General features: G+C 65.1%; 15 protein-coding genes. All 15 read left to right on the top strand.

Features of this window, described 5'->3' with window-relative positions; translation table 11 throughout:
• Positions 1–2: 2 nt before the first annotated feature.
• The 15 genes from thrB (at position 3) to RCH07_RS01155 (ending at position 15137) form a co-directional block, all read left to right on the top strand.
• Positions 3–989: a homoserine kinase gene (gene thrB / locus RCH07_RS01225; RefSeq protein ID WP_326965632.1), complete on the top strand. Its 987-nt coding sequence runs from the start codon at positions 3–5 to the stop codon at positions 987–989.
• 319 nt (positions 990–1308) lie between these two features.
• On the top strand, positions 1309–3615 hold the full coding sequence (gene rho / locus RCH07_RS01220; protein ID WP_326965631.1) for a transcription termination factor Rho: 2307 nt from the start codon (positions 1309–1311) through the stop codon (positions 3613–3615).
• Positions 3616–3824: 209 nt separating this feature from the next.
• Positions 3825–4898, top strand: a complete 1074-nt coding sequence (gene prfA, locus RCH07_RS01215) for a peptide chain release factor 1 (RefSeq protein ID WP_326965630.1) — start codon at positions 3825–3827, stop codon at positions 4896–4898.
• Positions 4899–4914: 16 nt separating this feature from the next.
• Positions 4915–5808 carry a peptide chain release factor N(5)-glutamine methyltransferase gene (gene prmC, locus RCH07_RS01210; protein WP_326965629.1) on the top strand — a complete coding sequence of 298 codons (894 nt, stop codon included), beginning with the start codon at positions 4915–4917 and terminating at the stop codon, positions 5806–5808.
• A gap of 15 nt (positions 5809–5823) precedes the next feature.
• Positions 5824–6639, top strand: coding sequence for an L-threonylcarbamoyladenylate synthase (locus RCH07_RS01205; RefSeq protein ID WP_326965628.1), 816 nt, complete (start codon positions 5824–5826; stop codon positions 6637–6639).
• A gap of 1 nt (position 6640) precedes the next feature.
• Positions 6641–7549 carry a glycosyltransferase gene (locus RCH07_RS01200; protein ID WP_326965627.1) on the top strand — a complete coding sequence of 303 codons (909 nt, stop codon included), beginning with the start codon at positions 6641–6643 and terminating at the stop codon, positions 7547–7549.
• Positions 7550–7555: 6 nt separating this feature from the next.
• Positions 7556–8515 carry a glycosyltransferase gene (locus tag RCH07_RS01195; protein WP_326965626.1) on the top strand — a complete coding sequence of 320 codons (960 nt, stop codon included), beginning with the start codon at positions 7556–7558 and terminating at the stop codon, positions 8513–8515.
• 169 nt (positions 8516–8684) lie between these two features.
• Positions 8685–10556, top strand: a complete 1872-nt coding sequence (locus RCH07_RS01190) for a polysaccharide biosynthesis protein (protein WP_326965625.1) — start codon at positions 8685–8687, stop codon at positions 10554–10556.
• On the top strand, positions 10553–11578 hold the full coding sequence (locus tag RCH07_RS01185) for an MraY family glycosyltransferase (protein ID WP_326965624.1): 1026 nt from the start codon (positions 10553–10555) through the stop codon (positions 11576–11578). The genes RCH07_RS01190 and RCH07_RS01185 overlap by 4 nt, the downstream gene beginning before the upstream one ends.
• Positions 11579–11710: 132 nt before the next feature.
• Entirely contained in the window at positions 11711–12196 is a 486-nt protein-coding gene (locus tag RCH07_RS01180; protein WP_326965623.1) for a hypothetical protein, read from the top strand.
• Positions 12189–12518 carry a hypothetical protein gene (locus RCH07_RS01175; RefSeq protein WP_326965622.1) on the top strand — a complete coding sequence of 110 codons (330 nt, stop codon included), beginning with the start codon at positions 12189–12191 and terminating at the stop codon, positions 12516–12518. Before RCH07_RS01180 ends, RCH07_RS01175 begins: the two co-directional genes overlap by 8 nt.
• A 91-nt stretch (positions 12519–12609) precedes the next feature.
• Positions 12610–13410 (top strand): F0F1 ATP synthase subunit A, encoded by an 801-nt coding sequence (gene atpB / locus RCH07_RS01170; protein ID WP_326965621.1) that lies wholly within the window; start codon positions 12610–12612, stop codon positions 13408–13410.
• Between the two features lie 79 nt (positions 13411–13489).
• Positions 13490–13708: an ATP synthase F0 subunit C gene (atpE, locus tag RCH07_RS01165; protein WP_326965620.1), complete on the top strand. Its 219-nt coding sequence runs from the start codon at positions 13490–13492 to the stop codon at positions 13706–13708.
• 53 nt (positions 13709–13761) lie between these two features.
• Positions 13762–14310, top strand: coding sequence for a F0F1 ATP synthase subunit B (locus RCH07_RS01160; RefSeq protein WP_326965619.1), 549 nt, complete (start codon positions 13762–13764; stop codon positions 14308–14310).
• The gene (locus RCH07_RS01155) at positions 14310–15137 is read left to right on the top strand and encodes a F0F1 ATP synthase subunit delta (RefSeq protein ID WP_326965618.1); all 828 of its coding nucleotides are present in this window, start codon (positions 14310–14312) and stop codon (positions 15135–15137) included. The genes RCH07_RS01160 and RCH07_RS01155 overlap by 1 nt, the downstream gene beginning before the upstream one ends.
• Positions 15138–15172 lie beyond the last annotated feature (35 nt).

Raw genomic sequence — 15172 nt, 5'->3', positions numbered from 1 at the left:
CCGTGGAAACCACCCTCACCATCCCGGCCGAGTCCGCTGCCGGTGCGCCGGCGATTCCGGCCGGGCAGCTCGTGACTGTGCGGGTGCCGGCTACGAGCGCCAATCTGGGGCCCGGCTACGACAGCCTGGGCCTGGCACTGTCGCTGCATGACACCCTGACGGTGGAGACCCTGGCCAGCGGTGAGCTCGAGTTTGAACTCAGCGGTGAAGGTGCCCAGACACTGCCCCGGGACGCGAGCCACCTCGTAGTCAAGGCCATCACGGAAGCACTGCATCGCCTGGGTTTCCGCCATGAGGGGCTGCGGATCACCGCAGACAACGTCAATCCGCACGGCCGCGGCCTGGGTTCCTCGGCGTCCGCGGTGGTCGCGGCCGTCACCGCGGCCAACGCCCTGGTTCCGGAGGCGTCCCGCCGGGACAAGGACTGGATCCTGCAGCTGACGAGTGAGATGGAAGGCCACCCTGACAACGTTGCCCCCGCAATCTTCGGCGGACTGGCGCTGTCATGGCAGGACAGTGACCGGTACAGCAGCACCCGCGCGGCTGTGGCTGGTTCGGTGATTCCCGTCGTCGCAGTCCCGGACTTCGAGCTGTCGACGGCAGCCGCCCGCGCGCTGCTGCCTGCCTCGGTGGGTCACCACGCGGCGGCGATGAATTCGGGCCGTGCTGCCCTGCTGATCCACGCGCTGACGCAGAAGCCGGAATTCCTGCTTCCCGGAACCCGGGACTACCTGCACCAAAGCTACCGGGCCCAGGCGATGCGGCCCAGCGCGGACCTGATCGCCGCACTGCGGCGCGAAGGCCACGCCGCCGTGGTGTCGGGGGCCGGTCCGACCGTGCTCGTTCTCGCCAATGGAGCAGTGCAGGCCCGCACAGTGGTGGACTTCATCGGCTCCTTTACGGCAGGCAACACGCCGGAGGTGGGCTGGCATGTGATGACGCTGGCCGTCGACGGTGAAGGTGCTAAAGTGGAAGTGCACCGGCGGTAATCACGCAGGCGGTAAATCAGTTACTGTTCGTAAGACCGCGATGTTGGCCAAGTTGCCTCTCTCATCTTTCACTGCGCAATATCTTCCGGTGCCACCTGCTTTTGGTCTGACGCAGGAATCCGCAGACATCAGCTCTGCACCCCTGAGTTGTCAGCCCGCTGTTCCTTGCTTTCGGAACCAGGTGAAGCAGTATCCGGCCCTGCCGGCCAATATCCATCCGGCAAGGCCGAAATCCCGGCTGCAGATCTGAACTGCAGCCCAGATCAAATCATCGCGTCCAGCTCCTAGTCTGGACGCCGTCGAGGGGGAAGGATCCTTCGTGACCGAAACCACTGAGCTGTCTTCAGCTGTGGAAACATCATCTTCTGCTGCCGGATCGTCTACGGCAGCACCCGCCAAGAGCAGTGGCCTTGCCGGCCTCAAGCTCGCCCAGCTCCAGGCTCTTGCCAGCCAGCTGGGGATTCCCGGCGGTTCCCGGATGCGGAAGGGCGATCTGGTCTCAGCCATTTCGGCTCACCGTGCAGGCACTCCGGTCAGCAAGGCCCCGGCCAGCGCCGCCGATAAGGCGAGCAGCAACGGCACTGTAGCCCACGCCGCTGGTCCGGCCGTTGCGCCGGCGGCCGCCGAGTCCGAGGCTCCCGCCCAGGAAAACCCCCGTGCCCGGGGCCGTGGCCGCAGCCGCCGCGCAGGCAGCGACGGCGTGATCACGACGCCCGCCGCCGAGGCCCCGGCCGCAGCCGCTCCGACGGAGGCTCCCGCGGTCTCTGCTGAGACCGGTTCTGCTGATAACGGCGCCGCCGACAACGGCGCAGCCGTTTCCGGCGGGACGGAAGCCGGCGAACGTACCCGCCAGCCGCGTACCCGCAACCGCCGCCGCAGCGAAGCCGCAGCCCAGAGTGCTGATGGTAGCGAAGCTCCAGCCGAGCAGGCCCCCGCCGAGCAACGCCAGCCGGAACAGCGCACTGAACAGCGCACCGAACAGCGCACCGATCAGAGCCAGGCGGAGCAGGGCAGCGACGACGGACAGCGCCGCGAGAACACCCGCACCCGTGGCGGCCGCGACACCGCCGAGACCGCAGTTACCAAGGACAACGCCGCCAACCGCGACAACGCCGGTAACCGCGACAACGCCGGTAACCGCGACAACGCCGCCAACCGCGACAACGCCGCCAACCGCGACAACGCCGGTAACCGCGACAACGCCGCCAACCGCGACAACGCCGGTAACCGCGACAACGCCGCCAACCGCGACAACGACGATGCCGACGGCGGCAGCCGCCGGAACCGCCGCAACCGGCGCGACCGCAACGACCGTCCCGACCGTCCCGACCGCTCCGGTGGCCAGGACAGCCGCGACAACACCCCGCGCAACGACCGCTTCCGCGACCGCAACGACCGCCGTCGGGGCCGCGTCCAGGGGCCGGACGTCGACGACGTCGAGGTCACCGAGGACGATGTCCTGGTGCCCGTCGCCGGTATCCTGGACGTGCTCGAAAACTACGCGTTCATCCGCACATCCGGCTACCTGCCGGGTCCGAACGATGTGTATGTCTCCCTCGCCCAGGTCAAGAAGTACAACCTGCGCAAGGGCGACGCCGTCGTCGGCGCCATCCGTGCACCGCGTGAAGGCGAATCCCAGCAAGCGAATCAGCAGCAGTCTGCCCGCCAAAAGTTCAACGCTTTGGTCCGCATCACCTCGGTCAACGGCAAGACGCCCGAGGAACTCAAGGACCGCGTCGAATTCGCGAAGCTCGTCCCGCTGTACCCCTCCGAGCGCCTGCGCCTGGAGACGGACCCCAAAAAGATCGGTCCGCGGGTCATCGACCTGGTTGCCCCGATCGGCAAGGGCCAGCGCGGCCTGATCGTTTCGCCGCCGAAGGCCGGCAAGACGCTCATCCTGCAGTCCATCGCCAACGCCATCACCATTAACAATCCTGAGGTCCACCTCATGATGGTGCTCGTTGACGAACGCCCCGAAGAAGTCACGGACATGCAGCGCACCGTCAAGGGTGAGGTCATTGCCTCCACCTTCGACCGTCCCGCCGACGACCACACCACCGTGGCCGAACTTTCCATCGAGCGCGCCAAGCGTCTCGTGGAAATGGGCATGGACGTCGTGGTGCTCCTCGACTCGATGACCCGCCTGGGCCGCGCATACAACCTGGCAGCGCCGGCGTCGGGCCGTATCCTGTCCGGTGGTGTGGACTCCGCAGCGCTGTATCCGCCGAAGCGTTTCTTCGGTGCAGCCCGCAACATCGAAAACGGCGGCTCGCTCACCATCCTGGCAACCGCGCTCGTCGAGACCGGCTCCAAGATGGACGAGGTCATCTTCGAAGAGTTCAAGGGCACCGGCAACATGGAACTGCGCCTGTCCCGCCAGCTCGCGGACAAGCGCATCTTCCCGGCCGTGGACGTCAACGCGTCCGGTACCCGCCGCGAGGAAAACCTGCTGTCCCCCGAGGAAGTCAAGATCATGTGGAAGCTGCGCCGCGTCCTTTCCGGACTCGAAACGCAGCAGAGCCTTGAGCTGCTGACCAACAAGATCCGGGAGACCCAGAGCAACGTCGAGTTCCTCATGCAGGTGCAGAAAACGACGCTTGGTGCGAAGTCCGATAACGACAAATAGCTGAGTCAACCGCTCGAAAGTTGGCGGCCTTTACCTGGCCGCCAATTTTTCGAGCGGTTGTTGCGTTAAAGCGGATGCTGAGTTAGCCGGTTCGTCCGCGTCAAAAAGCAACGCGGGGTCACATACAGCCCATGAGAGCCCGGGACATGGGCCGTATGTGACCCCGCGTTGCAGTAACTAGACTTGAGAGAGTCGAAAGAGGTTTTGAAATGTTTGAGTCCGTACAGGGCCTGTTGGATGAGCATGATGCCATCCAGGCGCAGCTTGGGGATCCTGCTGTTTATGCTGACCAGAAGGCTGCCCGGAAACTGGGGCGGCGTTCCGCGCAGCTGAACGGCATTGTCGAGGCCTACCATGCCTGGCATGGAATCCAGGATGACCTTGCGGCCGCCCGGGAAATGGCGGGGGAGGATCCGGAGTTTGCTGCGGAAGTGCCTGTGCTGGAGGTTGCGCTGGAGACGGCCGCGGCGGAGCTGCGCAGGCTGCTGATCCCGCGCGATCCGGACGATGCCCGCAACGTGATCCTCGAGGTCAAGGGCGGTGAGGGCGGCGATGAGGCTGCCCTGTTCGCCGCTGACCTGCTGCGGATGTACACACGGTACGCGGAAACCCGCGGTTGGAAGACAGAGATGATTTCCTTCAACGAATCGGATCTGGGCGGATACAAGGATGTCCAGGTGGCCATCAAGGGCAGCTCGAACGATCCGGCCGAGGGCGTCTACGCGCGGCTGAAGTTCGAAGGCGGCGTGCACCGGGTGCAGCGCGTCCCCGTGACGGAATCCCAGGGCCGCATCCACACCTCGGCTGCCGGCGTGCTGGTGCTTCCCGAAGTGGACGAACCCGAAGAACTCGAGATCAACCAGAACGATCTCAAGATCGACGTGTACCGTTCCTCCGGCCCCGGCGGCCAGTCCGTGAACACGACCGACTCGGCCGTCCGCATCACGCACCTTCCCACCGGAATCGTGGTGGCCATGCAGAACGAGAAGTCGCAGCTGCAGAACCGTGAAGCCGGCATGCGCGTGCTGCGTGCCCGGATCCTGGCCCACCAGCAGGAGCAGATCGACGCCGAGAACTCGGCCCAGCGCAAGTCGCAGATCCGCACCATGGACCGCTCCGAGCGTATCCGCACCTACAACTACCCGGAAAACCGGATCGCGGACCACCGCACCGGCTACAAGGCCTACAACCTGGACCAGGTCATGAACGGCGACCTGGAACAGGTGATCCAGTCGGCCATCGAGATGGACGAACAGGCCCGCCTCGACGCCATCGGCGACTAGTGCCGGACCCGGTTTGATGACAGACGAATCAGGGCCAAGCCTGGCGGAGGCGGTCCGCGACGCCACGGCCGTCCTGGCTGCTGCCGGCGTTCCGAGCCCGCGGGTCGACGCCGAACTCCTCGCCGATCACCTGCTCGGCGTCGGACTCGGCCGGCTCCGCGCCCTGCTGCTGGGCGACGCGCCGGCGCCTGAGGGTTACAACGAACTCGTCGCGGAGCGCGCCCGGCGCATCCCGCTGCAGCACATCACCGGGGTGGCGCACTTCCGCTATCTGGAGCTGGCGGTGGGACCGGGGGTGTTCATTCCCCGGCCGGAAACCGAATCCGTGGTGCAGCTGGTGATTGACCGGCTGCAGGGGATGGCGCGGCCCAGGGTGGTGGACCTCGGCACCGGATCCGGCGCCATCGCCGGGTCGGTTGCCCACGAGGTTCCCGGCGCCGAGGTGTACGCGGTGGAGTTCAGCGAGTTCGCCCATGCCTGGGCCGCGAAGAACCTGCTGCCACTCGGGGTCAACCTGGTCCGCGGTGATTTGCGCGATGCGCTGGGCGAGCACAATGGCACCTTCGACGTCGTCGTCTCCAATCCTCCCTATATACCCGCCCAGGCGATCCCCAAGGAGCCCGAGGTGGCGCTGCATGATCCGCCCGAGGCCCTGTACGGCGGGGGAGCGGACGGAATGGAACTTCCGACGGCGGCCGCCGCGTCTGCGGCCCGGCTGCTGGTCCCCGGCGGCTACTTTGTGATGGAACACGCCGAAGTCCAGGCGGGCTGGATCGCCGCGATGCTGAACCGCTCGGGACTGTGGACCGAGGTGGGCACCCATCTGGACCTCAACGGCAAGGAACGGGCCACCAGTGCGGTCCTCGCCGCCCGGGCGGACGCCCGGCAGTCCGGCCAAGCCAAGAAGTGATGAAAGGATAGGGCAGTGACCACTAGCTACGACTGCACGGCCGCCGACCAGCGCGCCGCAGGACTTGAACACGCCCAGCGGGCCATCCGGGAGCACAAGTGCGTGGTGTTCCCCACCGACACCGTGTATGGGATTGCCGCGGATGCCTTTTCGCCCCAGGCCGTGACCCTGCTTCTTGCCTCAAAGGGCCGCAGCCGGAAGATGCCGCCACCCGTGCTCATCCCGAGGCTCAACGCCCTCGACGGACTTGCCACCGATGTTCCGGCCGGGGCCCGACGCCTCGCCGAAGCCTTCTGGCCCGGCGGACTGACCCTCATCCTGCACGCCCAGCCCTCGCTCGACTGGGATCTCGGCGAGACGAGAGGCACCGTCGCGCTGCGGATCCCGGCCGACGACGTCGCGCAGGACCTGCTCGCCCTGACCGGGCCGCTGGCCGTCTCCTCGGCCAACCGGACCGGCCACGCCGCCGCGCAGACCGCCGCGGACGCCGAATCCCAGCTCGCGGAGTCCGTGGAGGTCTACCTTGAAGGCGGACACCGCCCGGTGGAGGGCACCGAGGCGCTGCCGTCCACCATCGTTGACGCCACAGCCCTTCCGCTGCGGGTGGTCCGCGAGGGTGCCATCAGCCTGGCACGGCTGCGCGAAGTGGTCCCGGGGGTGCTGGGCATCGGCGAGGAACCGGCCGACGTCGTGACCACCGCCGACGGAACCGACAGCCCCGACAGCCCGGCCGTCGTCGAGACCCCCGCCGGCGTCGTGATCCCCGCCGACGGTGCCGACAGCCCCGACATCACCGGTGTACCCGCCGTCGACGATTCACCGAGGAACTGACATGCAGCCCAAAGTCGCCGTCGCGGCCGTCACGTTTGACCGCCACGAGGAGCTTGCCCTCCTGCTTAAGGGGCTGGCCGAGCAGACCGCCCCCATTCACTCGATCGCACTTGTGGACTCGGGCACCGTTCCGGCGACGGAGGTAGTGAACGCCGGCGGCGATAACATCAACTACCTGCGCTCCGAGGCAAACCTCGGCGGCGCCGGGGGGTTCGCCTACGCGATCCTGGCCGCCATGGCCAGCGGCGCCGAGTGGATCTGGATGATGGACGACGACGGCCACCCCGAGGACGCGAGCTGCCTGGCGGAACTGCTCAAGACCGCCGAGGAGCACCGCCTCGATATTGTCAGCCCGCTGGTGGCAGCGACCGCCGATCCGGACCGGCTCTCCTTTAACTTCCGGATCAACGGACTCCTGACCAATGACCGCTCCAGGCTTGCCCCGATGGGTTACCTTCCCGACATGGTGCACTTTTTCAACGGCGCCCTGATCCGGACGGAAGTCTTCTACAAGATCGGCATTCCGGACGTGAAGTTCTTCATCCGCGGTGACGAAGTCGACTTCCTGTCCCGGGTCAAGAAGGCAGGCCTCAAGTACGGCACCCTGGCCACCGTCGCGGTCCGGCACCCCGCCACATGGACAGAAATGAAGCCGGTCTTCGGCGGCTTCATCACCCCGGTCATCCCCGAGGGCGACTTCAAGCGGTACTGCTACTTCCGCAACCGCGGCTACCTTACGCGGAAGTACCGCAACCTGCGCTGGTTCGGCGCGGACATTGTTGGCTTCCCGTACTACTTCCTGAAGACCGGCGACCTCAAGGGGCTGGCGCACTGGTTCCGCGCCTACTCCACCGGTTTCCGCGGAAAGGGCTTCGGCTCACCCGCCCGGCTGATGCAGACCAACAGCTAGGCCGCCGTGAAAAAACTGTTCGCCGTCGTCGTCACCTACAACCGTGCCGACTTCCTGCAGAATCTGCTCGACTCGTTCAGCCGCCTGACCACACGCCCGGACCGGATCATCGTGGTGGACAACGCCAGCAGCGACCACACCGCTGAGGTTGTCTCCCGCGCCACGGCCGCCGGCGGGCCGCCGATCCAGTACGAACGGCTGCCCGCCAATGTGGGCGGTTCCGGCGGTTTCTCCCGCGGCGTCGAGCTTGCCCTTGAGGGCGGTGCGGAGTGGCTGTGGATGATGGACGACGACGTCGAGGTCCTCCCGGGAGCCATCGAGGCGCTGGACAAGTTCACGCCGGACTACTCCTGCCTGATCGGCCGCAGATACGACGCCGCCGGCAAGCCCTTCTTCTGGCAGCACCGCTTTGTTGAGGCGCTCGGCGTCTTCCTGCCGGTCAGGGGCGATGTGTTCCGGAGGTCCGATGTTTTTCCCACGAACGTGGGAAATTTTGAGGGCATGCTGATCAGGGCGTCACTGGCCCGGGACATCGGGCTGCCGGACCCGCGGTTCTTCATCACCTGGGACGATCTCATCTACGGTTGGCTGGCGGCGCAGCAGACGCCGGTGGTCTACGTCAACGCCTTTGTCATTAAGAAGGTCCGGGCCCAGCGCCAGGTGGACCTGGGCGTGCGCCATCTCAACGACTCCTCCGATCTGAGCCGGCGCTACGTGATGCGGAACCGGGGCCACGTTGCCCAGTACCTGCGGGCGCACGGCAAGTTCAACCGGCCGGGATTCGGAGCCGGCACGGCCCTGACATACCTGAAAGAACTGGTGCGCCTGGTGCTGGTTGAACGGACGCTGAAGGGTGCCGGCGCCCTCTGGCAGGGATGGCGCGAATCGCGCGGCATCCTCGCCGACCGGAACTGGCAGCCGATGCCGCCGGTACCTCCGCAGAAGGCCGGGAACCGGCCTGACTGACGCCCGGATCGCGGTGAACCGGCTCCTCCCGGCGTTCGCCGACCCGGGCTTCGCAGGTGATTGCGATTAGTATCGTGATAGGCCCCGGTACTGTCCGGCAGTTATACGGCGGGGTATTTTGAAACAGGCGCCTGGCCGCCGTGGTACTGGAAGTCGGTTGCAATCTCTGTTGACTACGAAATCTGAAGCGCGCGAACCCGACGCAGTGCGGGACGAGAAGCCCCCGCTCTGGATCTGGATCCAGCTGTTCCTCGACTCGATGTCCTGGGTTGTGGCGATCGTCCTGGCCTTGTTGCTGCGGTACGAAATGGGAATCCGGGAAGACCAGCTGGTCAATGCCACCATCGTGATGGGCATCGCCGTCGTTGCCCAGGCCCTGGCCGGCTACGCCCTCGCCCTGTACCGCGGCCGGTACCCGTTCGGCAGCTTCCAGGAGGCCAAAGCCCTCGTATTCGTCACGGTGATTGTGGCCGCCTCGATCACACTGAGCCTGCTGGTGCTCTACGAAGCCATCGGGATCGGCCGCAGCGTCGGGCTGATCGCTTTCCCGTTTGCCTGCCTCTTTATGGGTGCCGCCCGCTATGCCAAGCGGTTGTATGTGGAGAGTAAAAACCGCCCCGGCGACGGGGCCCAAAACACCCTGATCTACGGCGCGGGTTTCCTCGGCAACTCCCTGCTGACCCGGATGCTGCAGGACTCCGATTCTCCGTACTTCCCGGCAGGCCTGATCGATGACGATCCCGCCAAGAAGCACCTGCGGCTTTCCGGTGTCCAGGTCCTGGGCCGCGGCGATGACCTGCCCGCCATTATCCGGCGCACCCGTGCCACGGTGCTTGTCTTGGCCTTTGCCCATGTGGAAGCGTCCGTCGTCCGGCGGATTTCCGACGCCGTCGCCGGCCTGAATGTCAGGGTGCTGGTCCTTCCGCCGCTCCGGGACATGCTCGGCGGAGGGGCGCCGGACGGGTTTTCCGACTTCCGGGATGTGGCGGTAGAGGACCTGATCGGCCGCCGGCCCGTCGACATCAAAGTGGACGAGATTGCCGGCTATATCAAGGGCAAACGCGTGCTGGTCACAGGGGCCGGCGGCTCCATCGGCTCCGAGCTGTGCCGGCAGATCACGCAGTTCTCCCCGGCCGAACTGATCATGCTGGATCACGACGAAACCGGCCTGCAGCACACCCAGATCTCCATCACCGGCCGCGGGCTGCTGGCGGGCCGCGACACCGTGCTGGCCAGCATCCGCGACGGGGCGGCGCTGCAGGCGATCTTTGATGAGCGCCGTCCCGATGTGGTGTTCCACGCCGCCGCGCTCAAGCACGCGCCGTTGCTGCAGCAGTACCCCATCGAAGCCTGGAAGACGAACGTCCTGGGCACGCTCAATGTGCTGCGCGCCGCGGAACGGGCCGGTGTGTCGCACTTCGTGAACATCTCCACGGACAAGGCCGCGAACCCGACCACTGCGCTGGGCCATTCCAAGCGCGTTGCCGAGAAACTCGCCGCCTGGATGGCGGGCCAGACCGGCCGCAGGTTCGTGTCCGTCCGGTTCGGCAACGTGATGGGGAGCCGGGGATCGATGCTGCCGCTGTTCACGGAGCAGATCCGGGTGGGCGGGCCGGTGACGGTGACCGATCCCGACGTCACGCGCTTCTTCATGACCATTCCGGAGGCCTGCCAACTGGTGATCCAGGCCGGCGCCATCGGCCGCGGCGGCGAGGTTATGATCCTGGACATGGGGGAGCCCGTCAGGATACTGGACGTGGCCCAGCGCATGATTGCGATGTCAGGTAAGAAAGTCGAGATCATCTACACGGGGCTGCGGCCCGGTGAGAAACTCCACGAGGAACTCGTTGGGGTCGGCGAGCTGGACGAACGCCCGCTGCATCCCAAAATCTCGCACACCCAGGCCCACGAACAGGACCCGGCCGGGCTGGACCTTGAAGTCTGGCTGGCCCGCTGTGAGGCGGAGCAGGGACTGGACATCGCTGACATCCCCGATGACGAAGCGGACGAAGCGGGCGACAGCATCAGGGCGGCATCATGATGCCCCTCGTCTTGGCAGCCGGCATCACCTTGGTCGCCAGCCTGCTGCTGCCGTTCGCGGTCAAGCCGTGGCTGGTCCGGATGGGAGTAGTGGACGTTCCGTCCGCCAGGTCCTCCCACGACCGGACCACCATCCGCGGTATGGGGGTGGCCGTCGCCCTGGCCACCGCCGCCGGGTACCTGGCGGCGATGCTCCTCGGCGCCGTCACCGTGGACCGCTCCGTTTTCCTTGTTGTGCTGGGAATCGTTGCCGCCAGCGCGGGTGTGGGCTGGATTGAGGACCTGCGCGGACTCTCGATCCGCGGCCGTGCCGCCGCGCAACTGGGCATCGGTGCCGCGGGATCGGCGGTGCTTATCCTGCTGACCGGTCAGTCATTCTGGTGGCTGCCGCTGGCCGCGCTGGCAATTGCCGCGTACATCAACATCGCCAACTTCATGGATGGCGTCAACGGCATATCAGGCCTGCACGGTGTCACCGCAGGCGCGGCCTATGCGGCGGCCGGTGTCCTCGCCGATCAGCCCTGGCTCACCGCCGGGGGAGCGGTGCTGGCCCTGGCCTTCCTTGGCTTCCTGCCCTGGAACCTCTCCCGGGGCTCGGTTTTCCTGGGCGACGTCGGAAGTTACCTTCTCGGCGCCTCGGTTGCTGCTCTCGCGGTGGCCGGGTTCTTTAGCGGCGTCTACGTTGAATACGTCCTGTCGCCGATCCTGGTCTATGTCGCGGACACCGGGTTCACCCTGCTGCGCAGGATCAAGGCGGGAGAGCGGTGGTACGCATCCCACCGGGAGCACGTCTACCAGCGGCTTACCGACGTCGGCTTCTCCCACCTGCAGTCGACCGCAGCTGTCACACTGTGCACTGCCGCCGTCATCGTTCTTGGGTTCATCGCCGCCACGGCGACGCTGCCCACAGTGGCCCTGTGTGTGGCCGGGAGCCTTGCTGTGCTGGCGCTGTACCTATCTTCCCCTGACCTCATCCGGCACTTCCGGAGGCGTCCCAAAGTCACCCGGATCCCTGTTTCCTAGGCGGCCGGCGGCTTGGCCGCAGGCCGGCCCGGCCGGATGCGGGCACCGCCATGTTCTATCTCATGTAGAATTTAGGGGCGGCTTCGCGCCGCGACCTCTTGCCAGCACCCGCCCCGCGACGATTGGGATCTTATGAGCTCCAACGCCGAACCCGGACCGATGTCCGGCGACGGATCCGTTGGCGTCTCCGGTCCCACAAAGTCCCTGTGGCTGCGGTTGCTGGCGATGAGTTCGGCGGCCAGCGGCGGCGCATTGTTGCTGGTAGCGCTGGTAGCCCTGTTCATGAACGGCATGGCCGCCGCGCTTTCGTGGATCTTCGGCGGGGCCCTGGTCATGGCTTTCTTTGCCATCAGCCTGGTGATCGGCCACTTCGCTGGCCGGAATAACCCCTCTGGCGCCATCGGTCTTTTCGCCGCAACGTACTTCATCAAGGTGGTCGGTTTTTCCGTGGTGCTTTTTGCCATCGGTAACCCCGACTGGCTGGACCGGGGCTGGTTCCTGGCAGGCGCCGTCGTGACCGTGGTGTTGTGGCAGGCCGCGGAGATCTTCGGCTTCAGCTCGGCCCGGCTGCAGATCTACAACGACCCCGAGACCAGGGAAGAGGCAACCGATGTCTAACCGCAGAGACGGACGTGGAAACAAGCCCAGAACCCCCGGAACCAGGGGCGGAGCCCCCGGTGTATCCGAGAACGGCAGGGATGGCGGATACAACGCCGGGATTGCCGTCTTCAGCTATATTGTTGGCGGAATCATCGTCTGGAGTTTGATAGGGTGGGGTCTGGATAATCTGTGGGGAACCCGCTGGATTGTGCTCGCAGGCGCTCTGCTTGGAGCCGCGGGAGGGTTCTATCTTTCACATATGCACGGTCTCACCAGCTCGGGTAATTCGGCTGGCGGGGACAATGCTGCAAGTGGCCCGTCGCAGGACGAGGATCAGTAATGCCAAATAATTTCACACGGGGAAAGGCTGACGGAAACGTCGCCGCTCTCCGACAAACGCCCAATGATGGACACTGCAGAGAGGAAACGCGTTGATCGCGCTTGCGCTCCCGGCCCAAGATTCAGGAACTTTTACGCCTCCTGGAATTGACGAAATCCACCTGCCGGCAATTCTGCCGTGGGGGGCGGTGGACGGATTCTCCAAGCAGATGCTGCTGGTAATTCTGTCGGTCGTAATTATTGCTACATTCTTTCTGCTAGCTGCCCGCAAGGGCCAGCTTGTCCCCGGCAAAATGCAATTTGCAGGTGAAGCCGCCTACGGCTTCGTCCGCAACGGCATTGCCAAGGACATCATCGGCGGCAAAGACTTCATGAAGTACGTCCCGCTGCTGTTCAGCTTGTTCTTCTTCATCCTGGTGAACAACATCTACGGCGCTATCCCGCTGATCCAGCTCCCGAGCTTCTCGCACGTCGGCGGCGCCTACGTGCTTGCAGGAGTTGTCTACATCACCTGGATCGCCATCGGCGTCAAGAAAAACGGCCTGAAGTACTTCAAGCTGGCCACCGTTCCCACCGGTGTCCCGATCTATATCCTTCCGATCGTCATTCCGATCGAGATCATCTCCAACTTCCTGGTCCGCCCCGTTACGCACAGCCTCCGTCTGTTCGCGACCATGCTGGCCGGCCACCTGATCGTGATGATCGCCGGTTCCGGCATCGAGTACCTCGTCCTGCAGGAGAATCTGCTCCTCAAGGGCACCTCGGTCCTGGTGCTCGTCGGTGCGATCGCCATGTACATGCTGGAAGCGCTGATTATGGCACTGCAGGCCTACGTGTTCACGCTGCTGACCGCCATCTACATCGAAGGCGCCCTGCACGCGGACAGCCACTAGGCACCCCAAAACTTCCCCTCGCGGGGATGAAGCAACCCAAACAACCTGCCACATGGGTGGCATCTTGAAAGGAAGAAAAATGGAAGGCTCCATCAACGGCTCCCTCAACCTCATCGGCTACGGCCTCTCCGCCATCGGCGGTGGTATCGGTGTGGGTCTCGTGTTTGCCGCGTACATCAACGGTGTGGCACGTCAGCCGGAAGCTCAGCGTGTGCTGCAGCCGATCGCATTCCTCGGCCTCGCGCTGACTGAAGCCCTCGCCATCCTCGGCCTGGTCTTCGCTTTCGTTCTCAACTAACCCTTCAGAACTAAGCGACCATCCAGAACCGAGTAGAAAAGGACGGGTGAATTATGAATCAGCTGATCATCTCAGCCGCCAAAGAGGGCACTAACCCTCTAATTCCCAACCCCTGGGAAATGGGCGTCGTCCTCGCCGGCTTTGCTGTCCTCATGTTCATCGTGGTCAAGTATGTTGTCCCGATGTTCGAGAAGACCTTCGCAGAGCGTGCCGAGGCCATCGAAGGCGGCATTGCCAAGGCTGAAAAGGCCCAGGCAGAGGCTTCCGCTGCACTCGAGGAGTACAAGCAGCAGCTCACGGATGCCCGTGCCGAGGCCAACCGCATCCGTGAGGAAGCACGTGCCGAAGGCGCTCAGATCCTAGCGGAACTGAAGGAGAAGGCAGCTGCCGAGTCTGCCCGCATCACGGCCCAGGCCCACGCGGCTATCCAGTCCGAGCGTCAGGCGGCCGTTGTGTCCCTCCGCGCGGAGGTTGGCACCCTGGCCACCACCCTGGCAGGACGCATTGTTGGCGAGTCGCTCAACGATGACCAGCGTTCGGCCCGTGTGGTTGACCGTTTCCTGGCGGATCTGGAGAACCAGAGCGCAGGTGCAGCTAAGTAATGGCAGGTGTATCGAGCGAATCGCTGACCGTGGCGCTGGTGTCGCTGGAAGCCAAGCTTCCTTTCGCCTCGCTTCAGTTGGCTAATGAACTCTTCGGAATCCTGGGAACGGTGGACAGCTCGGCTGGCTTGCGCCGCGCCCTGACTGACCCGTCCCGTAGTGGTGACGAAAAGTCGGCCCTGGTCAAGCAGCTCTTCGGCGGTCAGGTCAGTGCCGAAGCTGTGGAAATCGCGAGCGGACTGGCCAGCTCACGCTGGGCATCGGCCCGGGATATCGGCGATGCACTCGAGACTCTTGCTGCTTCGGTGGTAATCGCCGTCGCTGAGAATAAGTCGGCCGTCTCCGCCTCTGGAATCACCGGACTGGAAGCGCTGGAGAACGATTTGTTCTCCTTCAACCAGGCCGTGGGGTCCAACCACGAGGTGCAGCGTGCTCTGTCCGAGCCGCAGGCGGGCCCGGCAGCCAAGATCGCCCTCGCCGGAAAGCTCGTACCCGGTGCAAGCGCGGAAGCGAAGGTCCTCATCGGGCAGGCAGTTTCGCAGCCCCGCGGCCTCAAGGTAACCACGCTTGTCCGTCGATTCGCCGAACTCGCAGCCAGGCGCCAACAGCGCTGGATTGCAACCGTCGGCGTTACCCGTCCTTTGACGGGAGCACAGACGAGCCGCCTGCAGGCCGGGCTCAACGCCCTCTACGGGCGCGAGCTCAAGATCAACCTGAACGTTGACCCGGCACTGATCGGTGGCATCCGGATCCAGGTCGGTGACGAAGTGGTTGACGCTTCGGTTCTCGCCCGCCTGGGCCAGCTTCACCGTCAGCTTGCCGGCTAGCCGGACAAGCACAACTTACCGAAACGAAACCCCGG

The sequence above is a fragment of the Arthrobacter sp. CG_A4 genome (assembly GCF_035985125.1).
Lineage (GTDB): Bacteria > Actinomycetota > Actinomycetes > Actinomycetales > Micrococcaceae > Arthrobacter.
This window is presented reverse-complemented; position numbering and strand designations above follow the sequence as displayed.

Coding starts and splice junctions, on each gene's coding strand:
- prfA (WP_326965630.1), top strand. CDS start 3,825: ATGTTTGAGTCCGTACAGGGCCTGTTGGATGAGCATGATGCCATCCAG.
- prmC (WP_326965629.1), top strand. CDS start 4,915: ATGACAGACGAATCAGGGCCAAGCCTGGCGGAGGCGGTCCGCGACGCC.
- RCH07_RS01200 (WP_326965627.1), top strand. CDS start 6,641: ATGCAGCCCAAAGTCGCCGTCGCGGCCGTCACGTTTGACCGCCACGAG.
- RCH07_RS01185 (WP_326965624.1), top strand. CDS start 10,553: ATGATGCCCCTCGTCTTGGCAGCCGGCATCACCTTGGTCGCCAGCCTG.
- RCH07_RS01180 (WP_326965623.1), top strand. CDS start 11,711: ATGAGCTCCAACGCCGAACCCGGACCGATGTCCGGCGACGGATCCGTT.
- RCH07_RS01175 (WP_326965622.1), top strand. CDS start 12,189: ATGTCTAACCGCAGAGACGGACGTGGAAACAAGCCCAGAACCCCCGGA.
- atpE (WP_326965620.1), top strand. CDS start 13,490: ATGGAAGGCTCCATCAACGGCTCCCTCAACCTCATCGGCTACGGCCTC.
- RCH07_RS01160 (WP_326965619.1), top strand. CDS start 13,762: ATGAATCAGCTGATCATCTCAGCCGCCAAAGAGGGCACTAACCCTCTA.
- RCH07_RS01155 (WP_326965618.1), top strand. CDS start 14,310: ATGGCAGGTGTATCGAGCGAATCGCTGACCGTGGCGCTGGTGTCGCTG.